Consider the following 24919-nt stretch of genomic DNA (forward strand, 5'->3'; position numbering starts at 1 on the left):
CGCCGGAGGCTAGTGGTCCTGGCTGGGGTGACAGAGAGCCTGCTCTGGCCCCAAGGGACATGTCGGCATCCTGCCGCCCACTTGGAGAGCACGCGACGCTTCCTGTGCAGGGCGTTCCCTTGAGATAAGGCACGCGAAGGGGGCGATCATCCATGCTGGCCAGCGGTCCGAGAAGGCGCCGCTGATCTGTCGGCACTCCGGTCTCGCGTACGGGACGGCGGCTGCCACGGGGTGCGAAGGCGGGGCGCGTCACGCAAATTCGTCTGGAGAAAAAGAGAAGGCCTAACGACCTCGTGCACGGTAAGCGATGAGACGTCGAGCCATGGATGGTTGATCATGGTTGGGTGGTGGGGACCGTGACTCGTGCAGCAATCGTCAGCAGTCGTCGGATCACGGGCCTGTCGGCCGACGTAATCGCTGAACTCGTCGCGGAGCTGGGCCCGCTATGGCATGAGCGTCACCAGACAAAGCTGGTCTCCCGGCCGCGGAAGCGGGCGGTGGGAGCCGGCGCGAAGCACCGGCTGGTGTTCATCGACCGGCTCCTGGCCACGCTCGTCCATCTCCGTCATGGGGTCACCCATGACGTGCTGGCCTGCTGGTTCGGCGTGGACCGTTCCACCATCACCCGGGCCATCGGCGAGGTACGGCCCCTGCTCGCCGAGCGGGGGTGCACGATCAGTCCCGGCGTCCGGCTGCGGACACTGGCGGAAGTCATCGACCACCTCGTCGCCAGTGGGCAGACCGGCATCATCGACGGCACCGAGATCCGGGTCCGCCGGCCCGCTGTCGGACGCAAGGACCGGGACAAGTTCATCTCTGGGAAGAACAAGCAGAACGCCGTCAAGACCATGGTCCTCACCGACCAGAACGGGCGGGTGCTGTTCTGCAGCCCGGTCAGACCAGGCAGTTGCGCGGACATCACCCATGCCCGCCAGTTAGGGCTGGTCAAGCTCCTGGCGGACGGCCCTGCGGTGGAGATCCTCGCGGACGCCGGCTATCAAGGCCTCGGCGCCCAGACCGGTGGGCGCGTGGTGACGCCACCACACCGCAAGTTCAAGAAGGACGCCCCGGACTGGTACGAGGAAATGCACGAACGGCAGCGTAAGGCGCATTCATCCCGGCGGATGCGGGTCGAGCACGGCATCGCTCACCTGAAGAACTGGCGGGCACTGGCCCGCCACCTCGGCCGCCGCGAGCACATGAGCGACACCGTCCAAGCCGTCGCCGGCCTGCTCTCTCACCAGCAGACCGTGGGCCTGGACCCGGAACGGGAGAGGTGAGCACCGGTCCCACCAAGACCCTCGACGTCTCACCGCTAACCATGCACAAGGTCGTAAGAGTTGTCCCGTAATCCCACGAGGCTGAGGGTCAGACTGTGTCCGGGGCGGTGCCGATGGCACCGGCCGAGCGAAGTGAACGCCCGAGGTCTCCTGTGAGGATGCGAGGGTGTCGCCGCCACCACCACAGGTCGGGCCCGGGCAGCCTGTGAAACTGGTCGAGTGCTTGCCCGTCGTCGTCGATGGTCGCGGCCTTGTACCGGTCATCCAGAGCCTTAACCTGCGGGGTCCAGAGCTGGACGATGTGTTCGTCCAGCAGGAGCCACGCCTCGTGTAGCCAGTTTCGGCAGTAGAGGTCGTTGGTGTACTCGTAGATGTCGTCGCCGTAGCCGCGCTCGATGGCGCTCACCAGGGCGGCCCACGCGTTCACCCTCTCAGCGACCATGAATGCCATCCGCCAGCCGCGCTGGTGCAACAGCTCTCCTACCTCGGTTTCAGTAGCCACGGGGGTGAGGCTCTCATGCCGAATCCGTCCGGGCGACCGGGATATGTCCCGGGGCCAGAGGCTGGCGGCCCGGCAGCGTGATCAAGGTGAGACGATCTCGCCGTGGCTGGTGTGATCACGGCGTCGGAGCCGTCCTGGATAGCCCCGTTCACGGGGCTGAGCCCGCGTGCCTTCGGGAAGCTGGTGACGGTTCTGCGGCGCGAGGGTGCGGACGCGGTCCGCAGAGGCCGGCCGTGGAGCCTGCCGCTGGAGGACCGGGCCCTGCTGGTCGCGGCCTACTGGCGCACGAACCTGACCATGCGCCAGCTCGCCCCGCTGTTCGGGGTATCCAAGTCGGCAGCGGACCGCATCATCGACCATCTCGGGCCGATGCTCGCTCTCCAGCCTCGCAAGCGGTTCGCCAAGGGCACCGTGCTCATCGTGGACGGCACCCTGGTCCCCACCCGGGATCACACCATCGCCGAGCGGTCGAAGAACTACCGGTACTCCACCAACCACCAGGTCGTCATCGACGCCGACACCCGCCTGGTCGTCGTGGTCGGCCGGCCGCTCGCCGGGAATCGCAACGATTGCAAGGCATGGGAGGAGTCCGGCGCCAAAGCCGCCGTCGGCAAAACACTCACGATCGCCGACGGCGGCTACCCGGGCACCGGACTCGTCATCCCTCACCGCCGCGAGCGCGGCCAGACCGAACTCCCGGACTGGAAAGAGGAACACAACAAGTCCCACAAGCAGATCCGAGCCCGCGTCGAGCACGTCTTCGCCCGCATGAAGACCTGGAAGATCCTCCGCGACTGCCGCCTCAAAGGCGACGGCGTCCACCACGCCATGCTTGGCATCGCCCGACTGCACAACCTCGCCCTCGCCGGATAGGCGAGCGCTCCGCACAGCGACCGACCTCGCTCAGGCGACTCGAAGATCATTTATGGGACAACCCTTAGGCCGCCGACCTGGGCCGGCTGGGGCTACGCCCCCAGGACCTCGTCGAAATAGCCGGGCCTGTGGCGGGCAGCACGACCGGGGCGCTGGTGTAGCGGTGGGTCTGGGTCTGCCAGGCGTGGTAGCCGCTCATCCAGGCCTCCATGATCTCCACGTACGTGTCTACCGCAGCCCGCTGCAGACCGGTGAGGCCGTGTTGGACACACATGGGGTGGTACTCCCACCAGACGAGGCAGGCATTCCCCGCGTGCGGCAGGCTCGCGCAGCCGGGCGTTTATCCAATCGCACAGCGTCGTAGTTCACGCGCTGTGAGGGTCTGACCTGCGGAGGGGCCAGGCGAGACACCGAACCGTGGACGCACCCTCCCGCGAACAGGTATCTGGCTGGAGGGGCGACCGCGGTCAGAGGCCCCAAGCGTCGCGGAAGGTTGTGAGGCAGCCGACTGAGGTCCAGGGGCTGAGGGAGAGGGCATGGCGGGCGTCCGCGAGCTTGGTTAGGGCCTGTCCGGCGGATCAAGTGACTTCTAGCGCTCCGGCACGTTGGCATGCTCATGGGGCGGGGAGATCTCACGAACGAGGAATGGGCCCGGCTGAAGCCGCATCTGCCTATGTCAGGGCAGCGCGGTGGGCGTTGGGCCAGCCACCGCAGGATCATTAACGGGATCCTGTACCGGAACCGAACTGGGGTGCCGTGGCGGGATCTGCCTGCGCGGTTCGGCAAGTGGAAGACCGTGCATGAGAGGCACAGGCGCTGGTCGGCGGATGGCCCGTGGGACAAGGTCTACGCGGCCGTCCTGGCCGACGCGGATGCCCAGGGTCGCATCGATTGGTCCATGGTGAGCGTGGACTCCACCACTTGCCGGGGCAGACGGACCTCAAGTCCGTCGCGGAGCGCATCCAGGCCGCGATCCTGGGCGCGGGCAAGGCGACGAACGAGTACATCCAAGGTGACCTGGAGGCCGCCAAGCAGGCCCAGGACGCTGCGAAGAGCGTGCGCCTGGATCAGCTGAAGGACGCTGCGGGAGGCGCGAAGTGAGCAACGCGCCGGTCGACGCCGCCAATGTGCCCGTATTTACGGGTCAGCTGTCGGTGTTGGACGAGAAGGTGAAGGCGTTGTCGGCGGACGGGGGCGCATTGGCGAACGCCGGCTCGTCGGTCCATACGACGTTCGGCGGGATGTCGGCGTACTACCAGGCTCCCGAGGCCGAGCAGCTGTTCGCGGTGACAAAGCCGGTCGTGGACATCACGCTGTCGTTCAGCAGCGACATGTGCACCATTGCGGGGGCCCTGGGCGCCTACGCGCAGGAGATCCGGCCTCTGGTGAAGAAGCTGGAGGAACTGAAGGCGGAGGCGGCGTCGTTCCAGTCGAAGGTCTCCCGCGACGAGGACTGGATAGAGGACGAGGATCTCATCGACGAGAACCTCGCCCGCCGGAACGAGATCGCAGAGGTGTGGGCGCAGTTCCAGACGGCGGAGCGGCATGCGCACGACAAGATCGTGGCATTGGTGTGCGGCGCGCCGCTGAAGGTGAACGACGGCTCCAACGGTGAGGGCATGTACGGCTACGACGCCGAGGCTCTCAAACAGTCGAAGTCCTTGCCGTGGGGTGACGCGGTGGAGGAGTCCGTTCCGGCGTGGCAGGTGTGGGAGCACCTCTACGACTTCGGCAAGGGCGTCTTCGTGGACGGCGTGTGGGGCACGATCAAGGGCCTGGGGACGCTGGTCGGGTTCGACGGCTGGGATGCGGCGGGCCAGGCGTGGACGGGGCTGGGGAAGCTCGCGACGGGGGTGGTTATCACCGCGACGCCGGCGGCGGCCGTGTTCTGGCTCGCAGACGACAAGGACCTGCCGCCGTGGATCCGTGATTCACGGACGGCGATGAAGGAAACCGGCAAGGCGCTCCTGGCGTGGGACCAGTGGGGTTCCAACCCTTCCCGCGCGGCGGGAGCGGTCACGTTCAACGTGGTGACGACGGTGTTCACCGGCGGCACCGGTGGCGCAGCAGCGGGTGCGGGTAAGGCGGGCCTTGCGGCGAAGACGCTGTCGCTGGCGGGCAAGGCAGGTCGAGCGATCGATCCGATGACGTACGTGTTCAAGGGCGCCGGAGCCGGTGTCTCGAAGATCGGTGACGTGATGGCCGGTCTGAAAGACATGGGGAAGGTCGAAGTCCCCAAGATCGACGAAGGGGCGTTCAGCCTGCCCGACGGCGCCGTGGAACTGCCTGACGGAACGATTCAGCTTCCCAAGGGCACCCCGACACCCGAGGGGGCCATGAAGGTCTCCGACGACATCATCAAGCTCCCCGAGGGCACTGCCTCCCTGCCCCCGGGCACGGTCAAGTGGCCCTTCGACGGCCCCGCGAAGTACGCCGACGAGGCGGGCAACCTCTACAAGGAAGATGGCAGCCTCTACCAGAAGGTCGGCGAAGCCACGCCCGAGCTGTCCCCGAAGATCGACACCGGCGCGAAGACCCCCAGGACGGAGGTCCCGGTCCGCCGGGAGACCCCGGTCCTGGCGGGAGTCGGCGGCCGCAGCGACGACGTCGTCCGCGTCGGCAGCGACATCTCCGACCCGGTCCGCACGGTGGACAACGGCGCCCACGGCCTCGACAACACCCCCACGGGCCGCGCGGGCGACCACACCCCGGGCGGCCGCAACCCGGACGGCATGCCGCGCAACAGCGCGGACAACCACTCCCCGGGTACGGGAGGCCACCCGGAGCCCCCGTCCACGGCGGGCCACACGGACGGCCCGGGCGGCGGCCACGGCGACGGCAACCACGAGCCCCCGCCCACAGGCGGTGGCCATGGTGACACCCTTTCGGGCGGCGGCCACGGCGACGGTCCGGGCACCGGTGGGCTCGCTGGTCCTGATGGACCGAACGGTCCTGCCGCTTGGGAGCGGCCCGAGAACGGAACCGGCCCGCTCCAGCGGGGCAGCGAACTGGAACAGCAGGTTCGGGACCAGATACGCGCCGTCAAGGTCAAGCATCCGGACATCGAACCGGTCCTGAAGACCTTGTCGGAGTCCCCCTTCGGCAAGGAGATGGCCGACACCATCGCCTCGGGCCGCTTCACGGACGCCGATGGCTTCAAGACCGTGGTGTCCAACCTCGTCCGGCCTTCCGAGATCCCGGGCAGCCTCGAGGCGATGCGTCTGGGTAACCGACTGCATGACAGTGGTGTCACCGATGTCTCCTTCGAGGTCAAGCAGGGCGGGAACGAGATCAGGCCCGGTGTCTTCACAGGCGAAAAGACCGATCTCGATGTGATGGCCAGGGACGCGGACGGCCGGGTTCACGGCTGGCAGTTCAAGGACATGACAGGACCGGAGTCGTCGCCCATCGCGGGGAACTCGGTCCAGCGCATCTTCAAGAGCATCCATCAGCTCCTGGACTCGAACGCGGACGTGCAGACCTTCGTGATCGACTCCAAGATTCCGAGGGGCGAGATGGAGACGCAACTCGCCCGTCTTCAGGAGAAGTACGACACCAAGGGTGTGCAGTTCGTCATTCGCACGCCGGACGGAGTCATATTCGTCCCCCGGGACGGTAAGTTCATGCCGGAGGTGGCACCGTGATCGCCAGTACGCCGGTCGCCCGATGGACGTGGGGCGACTTCATCGAGGATGTGGACCCGCTGGTCCGGTGCCTCGGAGACCTGATGGCGGCTCGGTCCGTGCTGGCCTCGTACCGGCTCGCGCTCGGCGAGCCGACCTTCCGTCTCTCCATCTCCGAGGCCGGCACACCGGCCGGCATGCTGTTCCAGAGCGAACTCACCGCTGCCGGATCCGCCGAGGAACTGGCCGGCGCGATCAGGTCTGCCATGCGCCCCGGTCGCATCGGATCGGTGGATGCCCGGTGCACCGTGGCCGGCTCGCTGTCCACCGGTGCGGAGGAGATCCGGACGGAAGGCATCTTCGATCTGACCGTCTTCGTGGACCCCAGCTTCGCCACAGTGGATCTGGTCACGTACTCCGATGCATGGATGCCGTACGACCTCCGAGGCCGTTCCCAGTCCGCCGTCCACGAGGCGAACGCGCCCCGTCTGGCGTCCGTGCTCGCGGAGCTCACCGATGTGCTGGGATCCGACATGGACCCCGAGGACCCCACCTACTTCGGCACGCCGACGGAGACGGGCGTCGTTCCCCATGTCGACCCGGACGGAACTCCGTCCGACTCCTGGTCCCGCTACGAAGTTGCCCGGCGGTACGACGTCTTCACCCATGCGCCCGGCTTCGGGCACCTCGGATACCGACGCTCGGTGCCGGGCGAGGTCCGGTACGTGCCGGTGACCGACGACCGCGGGGTGCTCGGATATCTCTGGGCCTCTGAGACCGAGCCCGCGGCGAGCTTCGAGCCCCTCGATCTCGACGACGACGAGAGGTACCGGACGGCGCTCGCGTGGCTGGACCGCCTGCGCTCCGCCTCCGATCGGGGGCTGTCACCGTGCCAGGCCCTCACGGAGCTGACGGGACGAGCGCTGGGCGACACCGAGGGGCCCGTGGGCCTGGCGGAGCTGCGTGCACGGGCGGAAGACGTCTGACCGTTTCCGCCCCCCACACCGCTGTGGACCATCAAAGCGGTGCGTCTGTCCCCGCGGCCAAGGACGTCGCGGCCGGGGAGGACCGTTGCCGTGTCGTGGTCTTCCTCGCCCGCGTCGTGGGCGGGTCGTCAGGTGATGGCGGTCGCGCAGCACGTGCTGGTGCCGGTTTCCCGGGATGCCGGTGATGTGTTGCGGGAGCTGATCGCGGCCCGGGTTCATCTGCGGGAGACCGTCACCGCGCTCCGCGCGCTGGCCGCGGCCGGCCCGCCCGCCGCCGGCGGTCCGGTCACGGCTGCCGATGTGGTGGAGCGGGCCCTGGAGGCGGGGTCCGGGTGGATGCGGCGACGGTGGCGGTGATGCGGGAGAGGCGCTCGCGGTCGTGATGCCGAAGAAGGCGCCGGGCGGGTCGGAGACGGTCGAGCTGCTGGAGTATCTCTTCGGTCCCGGGGAGCGCGATGAGCACACCGACCCCCATCTGATTGCCGCCTGGGACCCGGACCTGCCGTGCCCTGCCCGCCACCCGGACCGGATGTCGCTGCCCGGTCTGGACCTGCTTCTGGACGCCCCCGTCGAAGCGCTGCGGGGCCCGCGTCCGGCCGAGCATGTCTGGCACGTCTCGGTCCGCAACCACGCCGGCGACCGCACGTTGTCGGACGCCGAATGGGCGGAGGTCGCCGCCGCGATGGTGCACGCCGCGGGCATCGCCCCGGCCGGTGATGAGCAGGCCTGCCGGTGGGTCGCGGTACGGCACGCCAGCGACCACATCCACATCGCGGCGACCCTCGCCCGCCAGGACGGCCGGCACCCCCGCGTGCGCGGGGACATCCCCAACATGCACACCACCGCCCGCGCCTTCGAAGCCCGCTGGGGCCTGACGCCGATGTCCCCGCTCGACCGGACCGCGCGCCGCCGCCCCGCCACCGGCGAGGCCGAGTAGGCCGTCCGCCGCGGCCTGGCCGAGACCGCCCGCGAATCCCTGCAGCGCACCGTCCGCACCGCGGCCGCGCTCGCGCAGGGGCGACGCCGACTTCCTCGACCGGCTCCGCGACGCGGGCCTGCGGGTGCGGGAGCGCCAGGGTGACGACGGCGCCCTGGTCGGCTACGCGGTGGCGCTGCCCGGGGACCGCGCGGACCGCGGCAGCCGGCCGGTGTGGTTCTCCGGTAATGCCGTCGTCTCGCTAGTCACCTCATCTTTCCTTCTAGGCGCCACGTTCGTCCTGACACCCACCGCCACAGCAACACCCGCTTTGGGGATGGGCGCAGTCAAGACCGAGGGCAGCCAGATGTGGGCACTGTCCCTCAACCACGGTGAACTTCCTAACGCCAGGATCCGACCGCGGACAGGTGATGGCCCGCTCGAGGCGACCAAGGAAGGGCAGAGCATCGTCATGCGCGTACCGCTCGAAGGCGGCGGTCGGCTCGTCGTCGAAATGACCCAGGAAGAGGCTGACGCCCTCGCCGACGCACTCAACAACCCAGCGGAACCCGAACAACCCGCAGAACCGTAACGGAGCGGCATCACCCTCCGCCGCGGCGGCCGCGTGCGGAATAGGGTGTACCGCTCGGCTCATGACCAGTCGACGCCCAGCTCGGCGAGGACGGCCAGCCGCCATACAGCAACCGACCCCACCCAAGGCGACTCAAAGATCATTTACGGGACAAGCCTCAGGCTGTCTCGGAGCGCTTCACGCATCAGGCCGGTTCCAACAGGCCCAGGTTGAGGGAGGAGCACAGGAGGCTGGGGCTCAGCACTGGTCGGCAGCCATGATGACGTCCTCGTGGGCGCGACCCGGTGAGCCGGTGGTCGACGAAACGCCGCACCGCGGCGAGAGCCTCACGCCGGTCAGCCGAAAAGACGGACCGACCGACGAACCAGACGGCCGCGTCCGGCTCCACCAGCTTCTTCTGAGGCGGGGCTTCGGAGAAGGACTCGGCTGAACCTTCAGGCAGGGGCAAGGGGACAGAGCCGGCCATGCCTGGCGAGGGGTGTCGTTCGTTGGGGACCCGTCTCTGTCGGCTCGACGGAGTCTTGGTGGGTGCTCCGTGGACGAGCCGGTCCCCTTTTTCGCCGTAGCCGCCGTAGAAGAGACCAGCGCGCCGTGGACGGCCATCGCACGGGGCGCCCCCTGCACGGCGTTCGAGCTGTCCGCGCCCAGGCGCCGCGAGGCCGACGCCGCGTCCGCTGCTGCCTGTTCGTGGCCGATACTTCCCGCATGGGGGATCACGACACCGTCCGGGCACGTCTCCGTGCCGCTCTGCGCGCCGACGACCCGTGGACCGCGCTGTACGCGCTGCATTCGCTGAACACCGACCGGCCCGGCCCTCTCGCCGGGGCGGTCGAGGAGCTGTACCGATCGGACGCGGACAAGACGGCCTTTCGCCCCTACCTCACCTGGCTCCTGCGGAGCCTCGGCGAGCCGGGCGACGCGGTGCTGCTGAGGTTGCTGGCCGCGCCCGGGCTCACCGCCGACGACCGCCAGGACCTTCTGAGGACCGCTGTGGCGCGCGGGCTGAGACTGCCCGCCGAGCTCCTGCGCACCTACGCACAGGACGCCCCCGCATCCAGCGGGGGCCATGCCGGCACCGGCGGCTCGCCCGCCCCCGAACTCATCGACGCCATGGGGCTCTCCGGCGACCCCTCCTTCGCGCCGCACCTCGGCGCCCTCCTGGAGGACCCCGCCGCCCCCCGTGGTCGTGCCGCGCTCGCGCTGGGCCGCCTCGGTGCCCGCGCGTGGACGGAGCCGATCGCCGGGCGGCTGTCCGAAGTGACCGGACTCGACCACACCGCGTTCGCCGTCGCCCTGGAGCTGATGGACGATCCCGCCGCAGTACCGCACCTGCTTCGATGGCTCGCCGAAAGCAGAGAGGAACGCGTGTACGACGTCCACCACGCACTCGTACGGCTCACCGGCCGCGACCCGCTTCTGCCGGAGCGGGCAAGCGGCGCGGCGTACGCGGCGGCCGTGCGCGCCGCCTGGGCCGACGGCCGCACCGAGCGCCCGCCAGCAGCGGTACGGGACCTTGCCGTCGAGTCCGGCGCGCGGGCCCGCTTCTCCATCGACGAGGGCGCCAGCCGGATCCGGTTCGCCTTCGACCCGCCGTCGCCCGGTTCCTCCTGGCCGCGCTGGGACCGGTGCCTGACGTTCGACCGGAAACCGCTGTACCGGGTCGGCTCGGTGTGCGACACGTGCGAGCTGGGCCTGACGTTGCTGGACTGGCCGGACGACGAGGCAGGCCGGATCGCGGCCCGCATGCGCGGGCGACTGGCCGACCTGGATCGGCTCGACACCACACTGCTCGCCGAATGGAGCCCCATGCTCGGCGAGTTGGAGACCGGCCATTACCGCGCCCTCCTCCTCGACCTCCCCCTGGAGCAGGTGGCCGAGCCGACCCGGTCGTGGTGGTACCGCCGTGCGGCAGCCCGGGCGGAGGAGGACGGCGACGACGGCGACCGCCCCCAGTACGACCGTCCCGAGGACTACTGGCCCGGCGTCGCGCACTTCCAGCTCACCGCGCCCGTACCGGGAGGCCGGGTGCCGTTCACATACGGCGCCTTCCTGCCCTCGCAGCCGCCGGAAGCGCTCGACCCGGCGACCGTCGCCCGGCACGCGGCCGCTGTAGCGGCGGGGGAGCGGCCCGCCGCGGTGGTCCTCGGCTGGATCGACGACCGGTACGTGGAGGCCCTGCACCAGGAGCGGTGGCTGGTCGGCGCGATCCTGGACGGCCACCACCGGCTCGCCGCATACGCGGCCGCAGGCGTGCCCGCCCGGGTGCTCCTCCTCGCCCGCGTGGGCGAGGGAAGCTGCGCGGACGGCGGCCTGGAAGGCCTGGCGGAGGTGGCCGCGGCGTACGGCTGCAGGGAGTGACGGCTGCCCAGCAGGCGGGCCGGTGCTGTACCCCCGGAGCGGGAGGCTGGCATGGCTGGCCTGGCTGGGGGAGGGTGTGGGGGGTGGTGGTCGACCCGGTGTGGTGGTGGTCTCTGGTGTGTGGGGTCTGGTGTGTGGCACACCTCTGGCACTTTCGACTCGTGGTCGGTGTCTGGTAGGGGTTTTCCCGTCGTGTGGGACGCGGGGGAGGGGCCAGTCCGAGGGCCTGGGGTGCGGCCGTGTCGAACGGGTCGTCTTCAATGGCGTCGCCGGCCTCCCTGGCCGGGACTACCGCCGCCTTCCGGTTTCGGGTCTGCCCGACCGGCGGCGCCCCCCGGGCCACCGGCGCACAAGCCCTGGCCGAGCCCGCCGTTCCCGCCCGCCGGCAACAGACTTCGCCCACCGGCCCCGCGGGGCGGCCAGGTTTGACGATGTCGATCCCCGGCTCGTCTGCTGCGTGGGCGGCGAGGGCGTTCAGGAGGAGGCCTGCGGTCAGGACGGCGGGGAGTGCGAGGGCGGTGAGGATGCGTGCGGCCCGCATGGGATGTCCTTCCGTTGAAGCTTCAGGGGCGGAAGGTCTGACGCTGTTCCCGGATCGTTTCTGCACTGCGGTGCCACGCTCAGTACCGGGCGCCGGTAGGGCCGTCCGGAGCAGGCCCCCGCCGGCCCGACCGGGGCCGGGTACCCCGGGGCACCTGCTGGGCGTCATGGGTTCTGCATGGGCAGGCGTTGCGGGGGCTATGAGCCGGCCTGAACCGGGCAAGGACGTGTCGTCCGTCGGGCGCAGGTCTGTGTTGCGGGTAGTTGTCGTGGCGTCCGTGTAGGGCAAGCGCTCTGGTGTCGGCCCGCGCGACCGCTCCGGCGGCCCGGGAGCAGGGCGGGCGGTTACGGCCGTGCCCAGTCGACCCCGGCCTCGGCGAGGGCTGCGATGTCCATGGGCGGTCTTTCTGATCAGTGGCTGGTGGTCTGGCCTGCGCTGATCAGTTTGGGGCGTGGTGGCGGGTAAGGGATTGCAGTGTGCCAGTAGCTGCAGTGATGGTGCGCGTGTGTTGGACCAGAGGCCTGGCCTGCAGCTTTGTCAGTTAGTTGGTTGGCGATCAGGCCGTGTCATTTGTGCTGCGCAGGGTTCATGTTGAGTGGCCGTTCGTATGCAGTGGAGCTTGGGCGGGCTCCCTGTCCCTGAGGGGCGTGGCCGGGGTGCGCTTGGCGGGGGCGGCAGCGGCGCGGGCAGCGAGAGCTGTTGGCTGTGCACTGGGCGGTATCGGGTGGCCAGGGCAAAAGATCGACAGTCCCCTCGGCGAGCTTCGCAAGCGAACCTGATGAGGGGGTAGGTTCGCTGCGCTCCCCCACCCCCAAGTAGTCCTTCCGGCTGTGCCTCCAGGACCTTGAGGCCCACTGCGTGGGCCTGGCCGACATCGAAGAAGCGCTCACGATTTATCCACCCATCCCCCGCACAAGCACTGCCGCTCCAACCCCGGCAAGGGAGTCGGGCCGGCCAGGAAGGGGGCTGCGGTGAGCTCATACGCACGGCCGGGGGTCAGGCCGGATTCGAACCGGCGTCATCCCCTCTTGTCGAGAAGGTCGCGTCAACCTCTGCGCTACAGCCCCCAGCCGTGGTACCCGGAGTCTATGTGACCGGGCGGGGCATCCTGCCATCCCCGGCGCTGCGGATCAGGCTAGGGTCCGGGTAGCCCGTGCCGATATGGCGTGCCGGGTGAGGCCCGGTGCCCAGAGCGCTCTGGGGGCAAGCAGTACCACCGGGCCGCCCCAACCCCACCTGCCGCCCAACGCCACAGGCCGCCCGGACCGGCCTCGGGCAGTCGGCCGTCGGCCCGAGCCTTACGCACCCTGCTTCTCCGGCGGGTGGTTTTCCTGGTTGCGCCCTGTCAGGGGGCGGGCGGTCGGTACGGTGCCCGGGTGGACGAGTACTCCGGCTACATCAAGCGGCAGGTCGCGAGCCGCCTGCACCACCCTGACGGGCGGGTGGAGACCACACGCGAGCCCGCGGTGTGGACGTTGGCGCACCGCGGCTACAGCGGGAACGGGCGCCTCGACGTGTGGGTCTACCCCACCAAAACGGAGGCCCTGCGCGAGGGCGCGAAGCTGGCCATGGCCTGCGGCATGGACGAGGACGATCAAGCCCGCAGGCACTTCGGACGCGGCCACTGGCAGAAGGTCCTCGACAGGTACGAGGCCACGCACCCCGAAACCCACCTGCTCCGGGTCCAGACCGCCTTCCTCCAGCCCGCCGAGTAGGGCCAGCGCCGAGGCGCGGCAGGTCTACGGCGCGGCTGGGCGGGTCATGGACGGGCAACCCGGTCGTGGTTCACCGTCCGTATGAGTGGTCAAACCCTCGAGGAGCTTACGACAAAGCCGATGGTGCGGGTTTGCTACGGGTGTGGCCGACGCGGTCAGCCAGCGAGGCTTCGTCACTCCGGCGCCAGGGCGGCGTCGCGCCGCCGAAGGTCCTGCACGGCCAAGGCCACGCCCCGGCCATCGGCCACCATCGCCCCGAGCCCCACGGGGATAAGAAGCCAGCGCCACCCACTATGGAATTGCGTGATCACGGCGACTACGAAGACCAGCTGGGCCGCACAGAGCGCCAGGTTGCCCAGCAGACGCAGCACCGGATGCGGTCTCCTGCGGAACACCCCTTCGAACCAGGTCTTCTCCACTGTTCCCACCCCTCATTCAGTCCGGTGCCACCCCGCACGACGGCAGGGAAACAGTAGCGACGTACACCGCTTGCTGGAGAAGTCGTAGTGCTTTGGCGCAGTAGCGAATTCCCGTCCGGCGGATCCGACACCCGCGCAGCCCCCACGCAGGCATGTTCGAGTGGCCGGTGACGGTGCCGAAACGATCATCCCTGGCGGGGGCTGTCCTACCGTTGACGGGATGCGCAACTTCTTGGCGGGTCCTGCGGTTTTCGCCGCGGTGCTGCTCCTCGCGCCGGCCCCGGCACGTGCTGCGGTGGCGGCGCCGTGCATCGCGAGGTCGGGTAGCGATGCGACCGAGACGCGCGAGGACAGCTCGGTCGATGACGGTGAGATCCGGTGGACGGCCAGCACGAAGTACAAGGCCGAGTACGCCCACGCCAACCGGGCCTGGTCCTACCCGGGCGCGAAAATCAGGATCGCGCCGGATACGGCGACGACCGTCAACGACCTCAACTACGAGGACTTCTCCGACCCCCGCAGCCCTGCGGCCGGGGTGTGGTCCCGCCGCCCAGGACCGGCGGCGACGGACCTGATCCGCTTCAACAAGGCGCGCATGGACACCTACGACGGTGCCACCCGCCGGATGGTCGCGGCGCACGAGCTCGGGCACGCGCTCGGTCTGTGCCACAAGTCGGGCAGCGGCAAGAATGCCGTCTCCTCGGTGATGTGGCCGGACGTCGCCCGGTACCCCGACGCCCCCACCGATGTCGACAAGGCCAACCTCAGGAAGCTGTGGGGATGAACATGAGCGTGAAGGTGTGGGTCGGCGGCTGCCTCGCGGCCGCTGTCGCCGCGGCGGGCGCGGCCTGGTTCACCATCGCCCAGGAGCCCGGGACCACGCACGCGGTGTGCGGCCCAGACCTGGGCCGTGACGACGTCGTCGCCGCACGGTCCCAGGCCGTGGCCGTCGTGGAGGCGGTCGAGAACACCCGCTACCGGGAGGACGGCGGCAGCGCCTACCTCACGACCCGGGTCAAGACCCTGGAAGCCCTCAAAGGCGAGTTCGCCGACACCGTCCACGTGACGCAGGGAGTGAAGAACGGCGGCAGCCCGGGCCGGTACGCCACGGAGGACCCGGACCGCTACGCGGTCCTGGAGCCCGGCCGCCGGTACGTGATCGCGGTCCAGTCCGGCTCGACCAGCGGCGCCGCGGGCACCGAGGCGTGGGCCTGGTACGCCGAGCCGGCCGAGCGGGGCCTGGTGGGGGAGCGGGAGCACTGGCAGAAGGCGATCGCCACTCCGCCCGAGACGGCCGCCATCAGCGCGTGTGAGGACATCGACGCGCCGACGGGCTGAACCGTCTGCCGGCCGCAGTGTTCTGCGCCTACCGGCGCATCACTCGTGCTGTTCGGGGCGCTGTCGGTTCTGCCGCATAGGGTGATCGCTTCGGTGGGCACGACTGGCCGAACGGCCGGTGCCCGTGGAACAGGGGGTGTCGTGGTGGATGGTATCCAGTGGCTGGTGGATCAGGATCCCTGGCAGCACGCAGTGGTCTTCGCGCGCGGCATTGACCCGGAGGAACTGGGTTGGCGGATGGGCGGGGCGCCGGGAACCGGCGTGTCGCCGATCACGGCCGCGGAAGCCTGGGACCGGGTCCTGGACCTCGGTACGGACGATGACAACGTCGTGCGGGTCGGTGCGTGTGCCGGCTGGTCGTTCGCCATTGAGTACGGGCTGGGCAACGGCCACGGCCGGCTGTCCGATATCTCCATCAACGGAGTGGAGGTCGTCGGCCTGGAGCCTTCCCCTGACCATCCGCCGTCGACGTTTTCCTATGCCCGAGACGGTGTGGAGGTCTGTAGCTTCGGGATCGGCGAAGAAGTCTGGCGATGGGGCGACGACTCGGACCTTCTGCTGCCGGAGCTGGTAGCTGCTGGTGTACTGCATTCGGACGGCCAGTACGCGCGATCAGAGGGCGAGGACTACCGCGTCCGGGACCGGCATACGCTGGCGCTTATCGAAGCCCGGTTCGGGCTGAGTCTTCCCCGTGACGCAGTGGTGCACCAGCGCCTGCCCGCCTTCCTCATCCGGTGACCGGCAGCATAGTCAGCCCCGCGCCCACAGACCCGAGGCACGGGGCACGGACAGGTGCGGTGAGCCTGCTCCTCTGCGGACCATCGCCCCGATCGGCCCGGGGGAGAGCACTCTGTCCGGGTGGGACTCACCCCTCGCCCCAGCGTGGCAACGCCCGGCCGCACGCCGGCGAGGGGTGCAATGGCGACTGCTGTGGAGCCGCCCTTCGGACGGGCTGCTCCCGGCCCCCGTGGCGCTGTCGACCGCGGGCAGGCCCGGCTGCCGTCACACGTTGCCGGTACCGCCCCGGTCGGCAGCATCCACGATGCTGGCCCTCGGGGTCTGCCGCTCCGTATGCCGACGCCGGTCACGCCCGGCCCCTTGCTGCACCGCGGGCTCCTGGGGTCAGTGGCGCGGGCACCAGGGGTCGTCGCAATCTGGGGGGTCGGGCTGTTCGGGGTGGAGCAGCTTTCGGACGCAGCGCCGCAGTCCCGTCTCGCGGGAGCCGCCGACGGCGGCTATCCAGGGCAGGTCGTCCATGGCGTGGGCGCGTTCGTCCGTGGCGAGGTGGTCGATGATGGCGTGCAGGTCGTCGGGGGCGGGGTGGTCGGTGAGGCAGAGCCAGCCGATCGCGGCGGCCAGCCGGACTTCGGGCGCCTGTGTCGGATCCTGCCACTGGTCGCGGATCCATGTGCTGGTCTGCGGGTGGGGGTGGGCGCGGGTGGCTTCGGCGGTGGCGAGGACCAGGGCCGCGCGGACGACCGGGTCCGGTTCGACGGCGAGCCGGGTGCGGAAGCCGGCACGGACTGTGTGCTCGTGGTCGGTGGCGGTGGCCAGTGCGTAGGCGGCGTCGATGCGGATCGCGGGTTCGGGGTCGTCGAGAAGGGGTTGCAGGAGGGCGGTGTCTGCGGTGATCGCGGTCCGGGCGGCGGCGACCGACCAGCCTGCGGGGTAGCCGGTGACCTCGACACCGTAGTCGTCGTAGTGGTCGTCGTACGGGGTGTTGGGCCGGTGGAGGAGCAGTTCGTCGCGGGAGGCGATGCCGAAGTAGCGGGCGCGGGCCGGGGCCGAAGTCTCGGCGAGCGCGTCGGCACGGTGCGGATGGCGGGTATCGGCGGCGATGCGGATCAGGAACGGCACGGCGAGCACGGCCGCGGCCCGCATGTCGTCGGCGCACATGCCGCCCACAACGCCCGCTCCGGTGCCGGCGGGCGAGCCGCCGGTGTGCAGCAGCTGCACGGCCTCCTTGACCCGATGCCCCTGCGGGAAGTGCTCCCAGGGGACTTCGTTGAGCAGGAATCCGTCCTTGGCCTCGGGCCGTATGCCCGCCACGACCGCTCGCACGTCGAACGGCCCGCCCACGAACGAGGACAGTTCCGCCCCGTCCACCAGCGCCGCGCACATCGCGAGCGTCGGATCCAACCGCCACGCGTCCACTTCGCACCACCCACCACATTGCCGCGCCTGTTTGAGCCGATCATGCCCAAGCGGACCGACACAGGCGTCCTGCCCCGTTGACGAAGGTCTCGCCGCCAGGCTCCGAGGCGGGGCGGAGGACCGCGGAGGACACCTGCCAGGGAGTGCGGGCGGTGTTCAGTGGTGTACGTCCGAGGTAGGCGTAGTGCTCGGCGTAGTGGATGACGGCCTCACAGGCCTCTGCAGCGGTGGGCTTGGGCTCCGTTGATTTCCTTCTGGTTCGCGGAGACATCAGACTCGGCCGAGTACATGGCGCACGCTGGAAGGACGTCAGTTGACATCGGACATAAGCACGTTTGCCACTTCTTCTGCCGGGCGCTCGCCTGTCTCTGTACCCGTCGACTGGGCGGCTGTCGAGGACTGGCTCGGGGTGCGACTGCCAGCTGACTACAAGCGGCTCGCCGACCGGTACGGGCCGCTGGACTTCGGTGAGTACGTATGGATCCACGTGCCGTGCGTGCAGCGCGAGCGCTTCGACTACGGCGAGTGGCTGCGAGCGACGCACCGGGAGGCGCGGATCGGGGCCCGGGGGCTGCCCGAGGCTGAGCGGCCGGTGTTCCACCCTGAGCCCGGCGGACTGTTGGCCTGGGGCTGCACGCGGGGCAGCGACGTCCTGTTCTGGGACACCTCGGCCTCCGCCGACCCCGACCGGTGGACCGTGGTGGTGCAGCACTCGGGCGCGGTGCCGGGCAGTGGCCTGCTGCGGTGGCACCGCTACGACCTGACGCTCACCGACTATCTGCGGCACACCGTCCGTGACACCTGGGAGCTCCCTTCTCCTCCCGGCCCGCTGATGGGCCCGCTGCCGGGCACCTTCGCGCGGACCGCTTTCCTTCCCGAGGCCGGGGCGTGGACGCCGCCCGCGCCGGTCTCGCCCCGGCTCACCGGGGCCGAGCGTCGTATCGCGCTGGAGACCGGCATCGGCCTGGACGGGCTGCGTTTGCTGTCGCCGCCGCCCGAGCGGCCGTACCTCGGTGACGGCTCGTGGGAGGGGCTGTTCGCCGAGCTGGGTACCCGGCTGCCTGGGGAGTACGTGCGGCTGATGGACGAGTACGGCGCCGGAATCTGGAGCGGGTGGCTGCGTTTCCACACCCCGCTGCGGACCGGCGAGCGGCGTTTCCTCACGCACGTCGAGGACACCGTGGACGCCTACCGGCAGCTCAAGGACGGCGACGCGGCCTGGTACCCGCTGGCTGTGTGGCCCGAGCCCGGCGGCTTCCTCCCCTTCGCCAACTCCATCGACGGCGACTACCTCGGCTGGCTCACCGAGGGCAAGGATCCCGACACGTGGCCGCTGATCGTCTGGCCCCGCCACGCGCACCAGGGACCGCCGCTCGGCGGCGGCCTGATCGACACCCTCCTGGACTGGCAGCGCGGCACGCTCGTCACCGGCGGGTTCGCCGCCCTGGACGAGGACGACGACCCTGTCGAGTTCGCGGGATTCGAGCCCTGGGACGACCGCGCCTACTGGTGATTCCCCCGGCGGGCGGTCGCTCACGAGGCACCATCGACCGGTGGCCCGCGCACCACTGTCCGCGTACTCATTGAGGTGGCTCTGGCAAGATTTTCGTAGCTGGAGATCATCTCGGTGACACGGTCGGCCGGTCCGCGTAGCGGGCTGTCGACGGTCACGTATTCCGCACAGGTGGTGCGTCAGATACCTACACAGGTGGGCAATGCGTCCGCACGCCCGTATCCGAGCACCTGAGCGAGGACTTCGCGGAACTGCCTGATGTCCTCGGCCGGTGCTTCGATGACGGCCTCGATCTCGGGGTCGGTTAGCCGCAGGTCTGCCAGCGCTTCAGGGTCGAGTGCGATGCGGAGAACGTTGCCCGTCAGGACGGCTTCCCGTACACAGCCGTATGCGGTGCCCTGTGCGGCTGTAACCAGGCAGTGTGTGTCCATCCCGAGAGCGACCTCCTGGTCATCGGGCTCCTCTTCTCCTGCCATGAACATGATAATGAAACCGCTTCCATCCTCCCCCTCGGCAAGAGCGGCTTCGGTGAAGTACCCGTCAGGATCGATCTCGGTCTTGGCGGCACGGGCGGTAAATCGGTATGTCATGACGGGGTTCTATCAGTGTGCCCATCCGTGCCGTGAGGCAGGGGCGAGCGCGATGTTCTACCCTCACGCCGAGGTGGTGGCCGAGACCTACGTGAGGAATTACGTGGGCGTCCCCACGGGCAGCCTGTGGCTGTGCTCTGTCGAACTTGTCAGTCTTTTACCACAGTTGGCCAACGTGCTGGTGGTCTCGGTCGGTGTTTCTGATGCTGTCGTGGTGGTCCAAGCCCGCACGAGGTCCGCTGATCCAGCGGAATGCACGGGATGCGGTCAGCTCAGCGATTGGTGCCACAGCCGCTATGCACGGCGCCTCGCCGACGTAACTCTCGCAGGCCGACCTGTGCGCATCGACTTGTCCGTACGCCGTCTGTACTGCGAAAACGTGACGTGCCCGAAGGTGACCTTCGCCGAACAGATAACAGGGCTGACCACGCGCTACCAACGACGGACCCCGCAACTGCAGCGCCTGGTGGAGGACGTCGGCGTGGTGCTGGCAGGCCGGGGCGGTGCTCGGATGCTGAGGATCTTGAACATCAGGCTCTCGCGGTGCACTGTCCTGTCCCAGCTGATGCGGGTTCCGCTTCCGCTGCTGGTGGCGCCCCGGGTGCTGGGTGTGGACGATTTCGCTCTCTACGGCGACACCTATGGAACCCTCCTGGTCGACGCCACCACCCGTCTCCCGCTCACCCTCTGGGAAGGACGCGATGCCGACCAGCTCAGCCGGTGGCTCCGTGAACATCCCGGTGTCGAGGTCGCCTGCCGTGACGGATCCCTCACCTACCGGCAGGGCATCGCGGGCGGAGCCCCAGATGCGGTGCAGGTCAGCGACCGTTTCCATCTCTGGCAGGGCCTCTCCCGCCGCGTCCAGGACATCGCCTCCGCCCACCGCGGCTGCCTGCCCGCGGCCCTGCCCCCGGCTGGCGAGAGCGATCCCGCACTGGCCGAGGAGACCGCCGGGAACACCGCGGCGGACAGTCGGGCCGCACGCCATGCCCGCAGGCTGTTCGAGGCCGTTCAGGCCCTGACCCGCACCGGCCGGAGCCATAGCTCCGTGGCTCGCGAGCTCGGCCTGGACCGCCGCACGGTCGGCAAATACGCCCGGGCCCGGACCTGGCAGGAGGTGATGCGCCGCCCGCCCCGCAAACCCTCCACTCTGGATCCCTACCTCGACTACCTGCAACAACGCTGGGACGAGGGACAGCACAGTGCGAAGATCCTGCACGAGGAACTCCAGGCCAAGGGCTACCTCGGCCACTACCAACGCGTGAAGATTGGCCGTCGCACCCCTCAGGCGGGGCCTGCCCCTGGACGAACCACGCGAGCGGCCGCCCTCCCCACGTGAAGCCGCCCGCTGGATCACCACCCACCCGCACCGACGCAGCCTCCACATCAATGACCGCCTGCCTCGGCTCCTCGACCACTGCCCTGAACTCAGGCGGACTCACGATCTGGTCCGCCGGTTCGCCGTCATGCTCGACCACAGCGACGCGACACCTCTAATTCGTTAGTAATTAGAGGTTCTGGATCTCTGAGGGGCCCGGGGCGGCGTTGGCCAGCCCAGGGCAGGACGTGCGTGGTCCGGTCGGTGCCGTGGTGACCCCTACGACACCTCCGACCGATCAGGTCTGTGGAAAGACCGGTGGCGCTGGGTGCCGACCGGTCCTCGCACGTTCTGCCCCCGAAGGCCCGTCAGGTTCGGGAACCTTGATGGATGAGCTGCCGTACGGTGACGCGTTACTCCTCACGAGCCTTGAGCTCTGGACACGGCGTGCGCCCGTGCGGTTCGGCGGTGCCGCGCACGGCTGATGAGGTGGCGGACCTTGGAGTCCTGGAATTAGTGCGCCGTGCGGCCCGTGTGCTCGCCTTCAAGAAGAGCACCGGCGAAGGGGCGGGGAATGGACATGTTCTGCGGGATCGACTGGGCGGAGGGACACCACGACGTCGCGATCATCGACAACACCGGCAAGCAGCTGGCCAAGTGCCGCATCGACGACGACCTTGACGGCTACCAGCTCCTGCTCGACCTGTTGGCCGAGCACGGTGACAGCGCCGAGACGCCGATCCCGATTGCGATCGAGACGAGCCGGGGCCTGCTGGTCGCCACCCTACGGACCGGCATTCGGCAGGTGTTCGCGGTCAACCCCATGGCCGCCTCCCGCTACCGCGACCGGCACGGCGTGAGCCGCAAGAAGTCCGACCCCGGCGACGCCCTGGTCCTGGCGAACATCATCCGCACCGACATGCACATGCACCGGCCGCTGCCCGCGGACAGTGACCTGGCCCAGGCCATCGGCGTCCTCGCCCGCGCCCACCAGGACGCAATCTGGAACCGGCAGCAGCTCGCCAACCAGCTCCGCTCGCTGCTGCGCGAGTACTACCCGGCCGCGATCGAAGCCTGGCGGGACAAGGCCGGCGCACTGACCCGGCCGGATGCCCGGAAGGTCCTCGGGGCGGCCCCCACCCCCACTCAGGCCGCTGAGCTGCCCGCGTGGAAGCTCCGGCTGATGCTGACCAACGCTGGCCGCAAGCGCTGTATCACCGAGGACGCCGAACGGCTCCACACGCTCTTCCGGCAGCCCGCCGCCCGGCAGCCCGCTGCGGTCGAGGAAGCCATGGGCATCCAGGCCAAGGCCCTACTCGCGCAGCTCAATGCCGCCTGCAAGGCCGTCGACGAGCTCGCGAAGGCGGTCGAGCGGACCTTCCGCACCCACCCAGACGTGCCGATCATGCTGAGCTTCCCCGGCGTCGGTCCCGGCGTCGGCGCCCGGCTCTTGGCCGAGATCGGTGACGACCGCACCCGGTTCGCCACCGCCGGCGGACTGAAGGCATACGCGGGCGCGGCCCCCATCACGCGGGCCTCCGGCAAACGCAAGTACGTCGGCCGCAGGTTCGTGAAGAACAACCGGCTCAACCACGCCGGCTACCTATGGGCCTTCGCCACCCTCAGCCACTCACCCGGCGCCAACGCCCACTACAGGCGCCGACGTGAGGCCGGAGACTGGCATGCCCAAGCCCTGCGGCACCTGTTCAACCGCATGCTCGGCCAGCTCCACCACTGCCTCCAGAACCGGGTGACCTTCGACGCATCCATCGCGTTTCCTCCTCCCACCGCAGCTGGCTGATCACTGAGGGCTCGGCTCATGACAGGCTGTCCTCCTGAGCACTGAGGGGGAGCCATGGCAGAAGTCGGCGGATGGATCTGGGAACGCAACCTGCGGTCGTTCCTGGAGTTGCTGTCGCAGTACGTGGGCTACGGCTTCGATGCCACCGACTGGGAGACGGTGGCACTGGCGCTCGAGGCGACCGACGACGAGCGGACCGACGGCTGGTACTCGTATCCCTTGGTCGGCGAGCATCGACAGGTCGAGATTCGCCTTGCCCGCGCGGTCGGCGGCGATGAGGTCAGGCTGGCCGTGAAGGGGCCCCTGACGCCCGAACTGGAAGTCCGAGCGGACACCTTGATGGCCGCCTTCGCAGCTGACTGACCAAGGTCAACTTGACCCGTTAGCCGCATGAGGTGTCTTCCCGACTGGCTGAACGACCTCGCAGACAGCGGCCTGGCCCCTCTCGTCGGTCTCGCCGGAGCCCTTCGCGAAGACCGGCATGCCGTCACCCAGGGGATCACCACCCCTTACAACTCAGGGGTCAACGAAGGCCGCATCACCGACGTCAAGCTGCAGAAACGCCTGATGGCCGGTCGCGCCGGCGTCCCTCTCCTCCGCCATCGCGTCGTTCTGATCGCCCACCTCCGCCGCCGCTACGCGGACCGGCCGACCGTGTCACCGAGATGATCTCCAGCTACGAAAATCTTGCCAGAGCCATTGAGGTGCTCAGCAAGGTACGGATGAACGTGCTCAGCTTGGCGGCCATCCAAGCGCCGTCTTGTGAGGACGGAGGGAGCCTCGGGGCAGAAACTCCTGGCCTGTGAGCCGGAGAGACCTGATGATCGACGCATGAAACGAGGCGCCTTCGACGACATCCCCTTGACCACGCTGTTTCCCGGCCTGTCGCCTGCTGGCGTGGAATCCCTGAAGGACGGGGCCCGTGCTGTTGATGCGGCTCGGGTCAACGAAGCTGGGGCGGAATGGGAATGGGCTCTGGAACACGCGGTCTTCCCTGAACCTCAGCCAGGGACGCCGATCATCCTCGGCCTGGACGTCATTGAGCATGCCGACGGGAGCGACCAGATGGAGTTCCTGCTCCAGGCCGTGTGGACAGACCTGGGCCAGCTCGCGGTCGACGCGGCGGTGAACGTTGCCTGCTGGTGCGAAACAGATCACGCCACCCACGACGTCGAGGTTTTCAGCCATGACATCGCTGATCTGGCCTTGCTTCCCCAGGCCTTCCGTGCAGGCGCTGAACGCCTGATCGGATGGCTGGCCGACCCACGCAACGCAGACTACTGGCGTGCCAAGGCGGGGCTGCCCGCCCGTCGGCCCGGCTAGGAAGCCGACGGGATGTCGATGGGGAGACGTCTACTTCGGCTGATCAGGCCACGTTGGCATCGCGCTCGATGGCGGCGAGTCGGTTCTTGAGTCGGTAGCTGGGGCCATTGATGGAGACGACGTCGCAGTGGTGCAGGAGGCGGTCGAGGATGGCGGTGGCGAGGACCTCGTCACCGAACACCTGGCCCCATTCACTGAAGGTCTTGTTCGAGGTCAGGATGATCTTTTCGTAACCGCGCCCAGTTCAGTCCCAGGTCCGCCAGCGCTTTCAGCTGTTCGCCTCCTGCGTTTACGCCTTGAAATTTGGATCACGGGTTGGCGGGACAGCGGGATGGTGCGCCATGCGGGTGATGGGGGATCATGTCTGCCTGGGCGAGAAGCTGCTGGTGAGGTGGGGGAACTGCCATGAGTACGGGGAGATGGCTGTGGGTCTGCCTACGGCGCTACGTGATGACCGCAGCTCTCGGCTGGGTGGCCGCGGCGCTGGTGCTGCCGGTTCTGGGCGACGATCCGTTCTGGGCGTCGTTCGGCGCGGGGCTGGGAGTGGGGCTGGTCGTGGTGCCGTTCCTGACGGTTGTGACCATGTTCATCCTCGTTCTGCTGGCCGGTCGGCGGTTCGAGCCGCCTGCGGGCGGGCCCTCGCGGATCCGGGGCGGCTGGCTGATCGTGCTGCCCCTGGTCCTGCTGCTGCCCGTGGCCCTGCTCGTGCCGCTGCAGTACCTGATCGTGCTCGTCGCGCAGCTCGTGTATCCGGTGTGGGTCCTGCCCTGCCAGGACGCCCGCGACACGGCGGACGTGCTGCGCTCGCTCGCCGACCCGGCCGTGCCTGCGGAGCAGCGGGCCCGGAGGGCACGGGCGGTCGCGGGACTGCAGGGAAGGCCGGTCGTCGAAGCCCTGGTGCAGGCCTCGGCCGACGCAGAGCCGGAGGTCGCTGAAGCGGGTCTGGAGACCCTCTGTACCATCTGGCGGCGCGCCGGAGTCGTCGGCGAGGACCTGCTGCTGAAGCTCGCCCCGCAGGCCCAGGACCGCGTCCGGGCCCTCGGCGTCCGGGTGCGGAGCCCTTGGTGAGAACGGCGG

At 69.3% G+C, this 24919-nt stretch carries 25 protein-coding genes and 2 pseudogenes; 21 read left to right on the top strand and 6 right to left on the bottom strand.

Annotated features, from left to right (window positions below; translation table 11 throughout):
• Positions 1 to 356: 356 nt before the first annotated feature.
• Entirely contained in the window at positions 357 to 1280 is a 924-nt protein-coding gene (locus IH80_RS0114515) for a transposase (RefSeq protein ID WP_234432234.1), read from the top strand.
• A gap of 88 nt (positions 1281 to 1368) precedes the next feature.
• Here the strand turns inward: IH80_RS0114515 and IH80_RS0114520 are convergent, their stop codons facing one another.
• Positions 1369 to 1782: a hypothetical protein gene (locus IH80_RS0114520; protein WP_030960674.1), complete on the bottom strand. Its 414-nt coding sequence runs from the start codon at positions 1780 to 1782 to the stop codon at positions 1369 to 1371.
• Between the two features lie 102 nt (positions 1783 to 1884).
• Between IH80_RS0114520 and IH80_RS0114525 the strand changes: the two genes are divergently transcribed.
• The gene (locus tag IH80_RS0114525) at positions 1885 to 2655 is read left to right on the top strand and encodes an IS5/IS1182 family transposase (RefSeq protein WP_030960675.1); all 771 of its coding nucleotides are present in this window, start codon (positions 1885 to 1887) and stop codon (positions 2653 to 2655) included.
• Positions 2656 to 2719: 64 nt separating this feature from the next.
• On the opposite strand, the gene IH80_RS0114530 is transcribed toward IH80_RS0114525, so the two are convergent.
• Positions 2720 to 2929: a hypothetical protein gene (locus tag IH80_RS0114530; RefSeq protein WP_030960676.1), complete on the bottom strand. Its 210-nt coding sequence runs from the start codon at positions 2927 to 2929 to the stop codon at positions 2720 to 2722.
• Positions 2930 to 3271: 342 nt separating this feature from the next.
• Here IH80_RS0114530 and IH80_RS42280 point away from each other — a divergent pair.
• The 9 genes and pseudogenes from IH80_RS42280 to IH80_RS0114570 all read left to right on the top strand — a co-directional run.
• Positions 3272 to 3628, top strand: a pseudogene (locus IH80_RS42280) (IS5 family transposase); the annotation flags it as partial.
• The gene (locus IH80_RS45995) at positions 3577 to 3756 is read left to right on the top strand and encodes a DUF6507 family protein (protein WP_051809300.1); all 180 of its coding nucleotides are present in this window, start codon (positions 3577 to 3579) and stop codon (positions 3754 to 3756) included. The pseudogene IH80_RS42280 and the gene IH80_RS45995, both read left to right, overlap by 52 nt.
• The gene (locus IH80_RS0114540) at positions 3753 to 6299 is read left to right on the top strand and encodes a hypothetical protein (protein ID WP_158943461.1); all 2547 of its coding nucleotides are present in this window, start codon (positions 3753 to 3755) and stop codon (positions 6297 to 6299) included. The genes IH80_RS45995 and IH80_RS0114540 overlap by 4 nt, the downstream gene beginning before the upstream one ends.
• Positions 6296 to 7264: a hypothetical protein gene (locus IH80_RS43770; RefSeq protein ID WP_051809304.1), complete on the top strand. Its 969-nt coding sequence runs from the start codon at positions 6296 to 6298 to the stop codon at positions 7262 to 7264. Before IH80_RS0114540 ends, IH80_RS43770 begins: the two co-directional genes overlap by 4 nt.
• 135 nt (positions 7265 to 7399) lie before the next feature.
• Complete coding sequence (locus tag IH80_RS39305) at positions 7400 to 7621, top strand: hypothetical protein (protein ID WP_051809305.1); 222 nt, start codon at positions 7400 to 7402, stop codon at positions 7619 to 7621.
• 22 nt (positions 7622 to 7643) lie between these two features.
• Positions 7644 to 8201 (top strand): hypothetical protein, encoded by a 558-nt coding sequence (locus IH80_RS39310; protein ID WP_158943463.1) that lies wholly within the window; start codon positions 7644 to 7646, stop codon positions 8199 to 8201.
• Between the two features lie 346 nt (positions 8202 to 8547).
• A complete protein-coding gene (locus IH80_RS0114560) occupies positions 8548 to 8772 on the top strand; it encodes a DUF3117 domain-containing protein (protein WP_051809321.1) in 225 nt (74 codons plus the stop codon).
• A gap of 705 nt (positions 8773 to 9477) precedes the next feature.
• Entirely contained in the window at positions 9478 to 11130 is a 1653-nt protein-coding gene (locus IH80_RS0114565; RefSeq protein WP_030960683.1) for a HEAT repeat domain-containing protein, read from the top strand.
• Between the two features lie 1917 nt (positions 11131 to 13047).
• Positions 13048 to 13386: a hypothetical protein gene (locus IH80_RS0114570; protein WP_030960685.1), complete on the top strand. Its 339-nt coding sequence runs from the start codon at positions 13048 to 13050 to the stop codon at positions 13384 to 13386.
• A gap of 173 nt (positions 13387 to 13559) precedes the next feature.
• Here the strand turns inward: IH80_RS0114570 and IH80_RS0114575 are convergent, their stop codons facing one another.
• Complete coding sequence (locus IH80_RS0114575; RefSeq protein WP_030960686.1) at positions 13560 to 13805, bottom strand: hypothetical protein; 246 nt, start codon at positions 13803 to 13805, stop codon at positions 13560 to 13562.
• A gap of 220 nt (positions 13806 to 14025) precedes the next feature.
• On the opposite strand from IH80_RS0114575, the gene IH80_RS0114580 reads away from it, so the two are divergent.
• The 3 genes from IH80_RS0114580 to IH80_RS0114590 all read left to right on the top strand — a co-directional run bounded on the left by IH80_RS0114580 (position 14026) and on the right by IH80_RS0114590 (position 15881).
• Entirely contained in the window at positions 14026 to 14589 is a 564-nt protein-coding gene (locus tag IH80_RS0114580; RefSeq protein WP_051809309.1) for a matrixin family metalloprotease, read from the top strand.
• Positions 14586 to 15143: a hypothetical protein gene (locus IH80_RS0114585; protein WP_030960689.1), complete on the top strand. Its 558-nt coding sequence runs from the start codon at positions 14586 to 14588 to the stop codon at positions 15141 to 15143. The genes IH80_RS0114580 and IH80_RS0114585 overlap by 4 nt, the downstream gene beginning before the upstream one ends.
• 141 nt (positions 15144 to 15284) lie before the next feature.
• Complete coding sequence (locus tag IH80_RS0114590) at positions 15285 to 15881, top strand: hypothetical protein (RefSeq protein WP_030960691.1); 597 nt, start codon at positions 15285 to 15287, stop codon at positions 15879 to 15881.
• A 384-nt stretch (positions 15882 to 16265) separates the two neighbouring features.
• Here the strand turns inward: IH80_RS0114590 and IH80_RS40835 are convergent, their stop codons facing one another.
• The gene (locus IH80_RS40835; RefSeq protein ID WP_234432235.1) at positions 16266 to 17282 is read right to left on the bottom strand and encodes a hypothetical protein; all 1017 of its coding nucleotides are present in this window, start codon (positions 17280 to 17282) and stop codon (positions 16266 to 16268) included.
• 424 nt (positions 17283 to 17706) lie between these two features.
• Here IH80_RS40835 and IH80_RS0114600 point away from each other — a divergent pair, with 424 nt between their 5' ends.
• Positions 17707 to 18810 (top strand): SMI1/KNR4 family protein, encoded by a 1104-nt coding sequence (locus tag IH80_RS0114600; protein ID WP_234432236.1) that lies wholly within the window; start codon positions 17707 to 17709, stop codon positions 18808 to 18810.
• 179 nt (positions 18811 to 18989) lie between these two features.
• Here IH80_RS0114600 and IH80_RS0114605 read toward each other — a convergent pair whose 3' ends face one another.
• The gene (locus tag IH80_RS0114605) at positions 18990 to 19400 is read right to left on the bottom strand and encodes an Imm10 family immunity protein (protein WP_030960695.1); all 411 of its coding nucleotides are present in this window, start codon (positions 19398 to 19400) and stop codon (positions 18990 to 18992) included.
• Positions 19401 to 19452: 52 nt separating this feature from the next.
• On the opposite strand from IH80_RS0114605, the gene IH80_RS39320 reads away from it, so the two are divergent.
• The 5 genes from IH80_RS39320 to IH80_RS0114630 all read left to right on the top strand — a co-directional run bounded on the left by IH80_RS39320 (position 19453) and on the right by IH80_RS0114630 (position 23842).
• Complete coding sequence (locus IH80_RS39320; protein ID WP_234432237.1) at positions 19453 to 20739, top strand: ISL3 family transposase; 1287 nt, start codon at positions 19453 to 19455, stop codon at positions 20737 to 20739.
• A 553-nt stretch (positions 20740 to 21292) separates the two neighbouring features.
• Positions 21293 to 22519: an IS110 family transposase gene (locus tag IH80_RS0114615; protein WP_030960697.1), complete on the top strand. Its 1227-nt coding sequence runs from the start codon at positions 21293 to 21295 to the stop codon at positions 22517 to 22519.
• 54 nt (positions 22520 to 22573) lie between these two features.
• A complete protein-coding gene (locus IH80_RS0114620; RefSeq protein ID WP_030960698.1) occupies positions 22574 to 22882 on the top strand; it encodes a hypothetical protein in 309 nt (102 codons plus the stop codon).
• Between the two features lie 27 nt (positions 22883 to 22909).
• Positions 22910 to 23188: a hypothetical protein gene (locus tag IH80_RS43775; RefSeq protein WP_234432238.1), complete on the top strand. Its 279-nt coding sequence runs from the start codon at positions 22910 to 22912 to the stop codon at positions 23186 to 23188.
• A 162-nt stretch (positions 23189 to 23350) separates the two neighbouring features.
• Entirely contained in the window at positions 23351 to 23842 is a 492-nt protein-coding gene (locus tag IH80_RS0114630; RefSeq protein WP_051809313.1) for a hypothetical protein, read from the top strand.
• A 43-nt stretch (positions 23843 to 23885) separates the two neighbouring features.
• Here the strand turns inward: IH80_RS0114630 and IH80_RS42290 are convergent.
• Positions 23886 to 24080, bottom strand: a pseudogene (locus IH80_RS42290) (ATP-binding protein); the annotation flags it as partial.
• 167 nt (positions 24081 to 24247) lie between these two features.
• On the opposite strand from IH80_RS42290, the gene IH80_RS0114640 reads away from it, so the two are divergent.
• A complete protein-coding gene (locus IH80_RS0114640; protein ID WP_158943465.1) occupies positions 24248 to 24910 on the top strand; it encodes a hypothetical protein in 663 nt (220 codons plus the stop codon).
• Positions 24911 to 24919 lie beyond the last annotated feature (9 nt).

This window comes from Streptomyces sp. NRRL S-378, assembly GCF_000720645.1.
Taxonomy (GTDB): domain Bacteria; phylum Actinomycetota; class Actinomycetes; order Streptomycetales; family Streptomycetaceae; genus Streptomyces.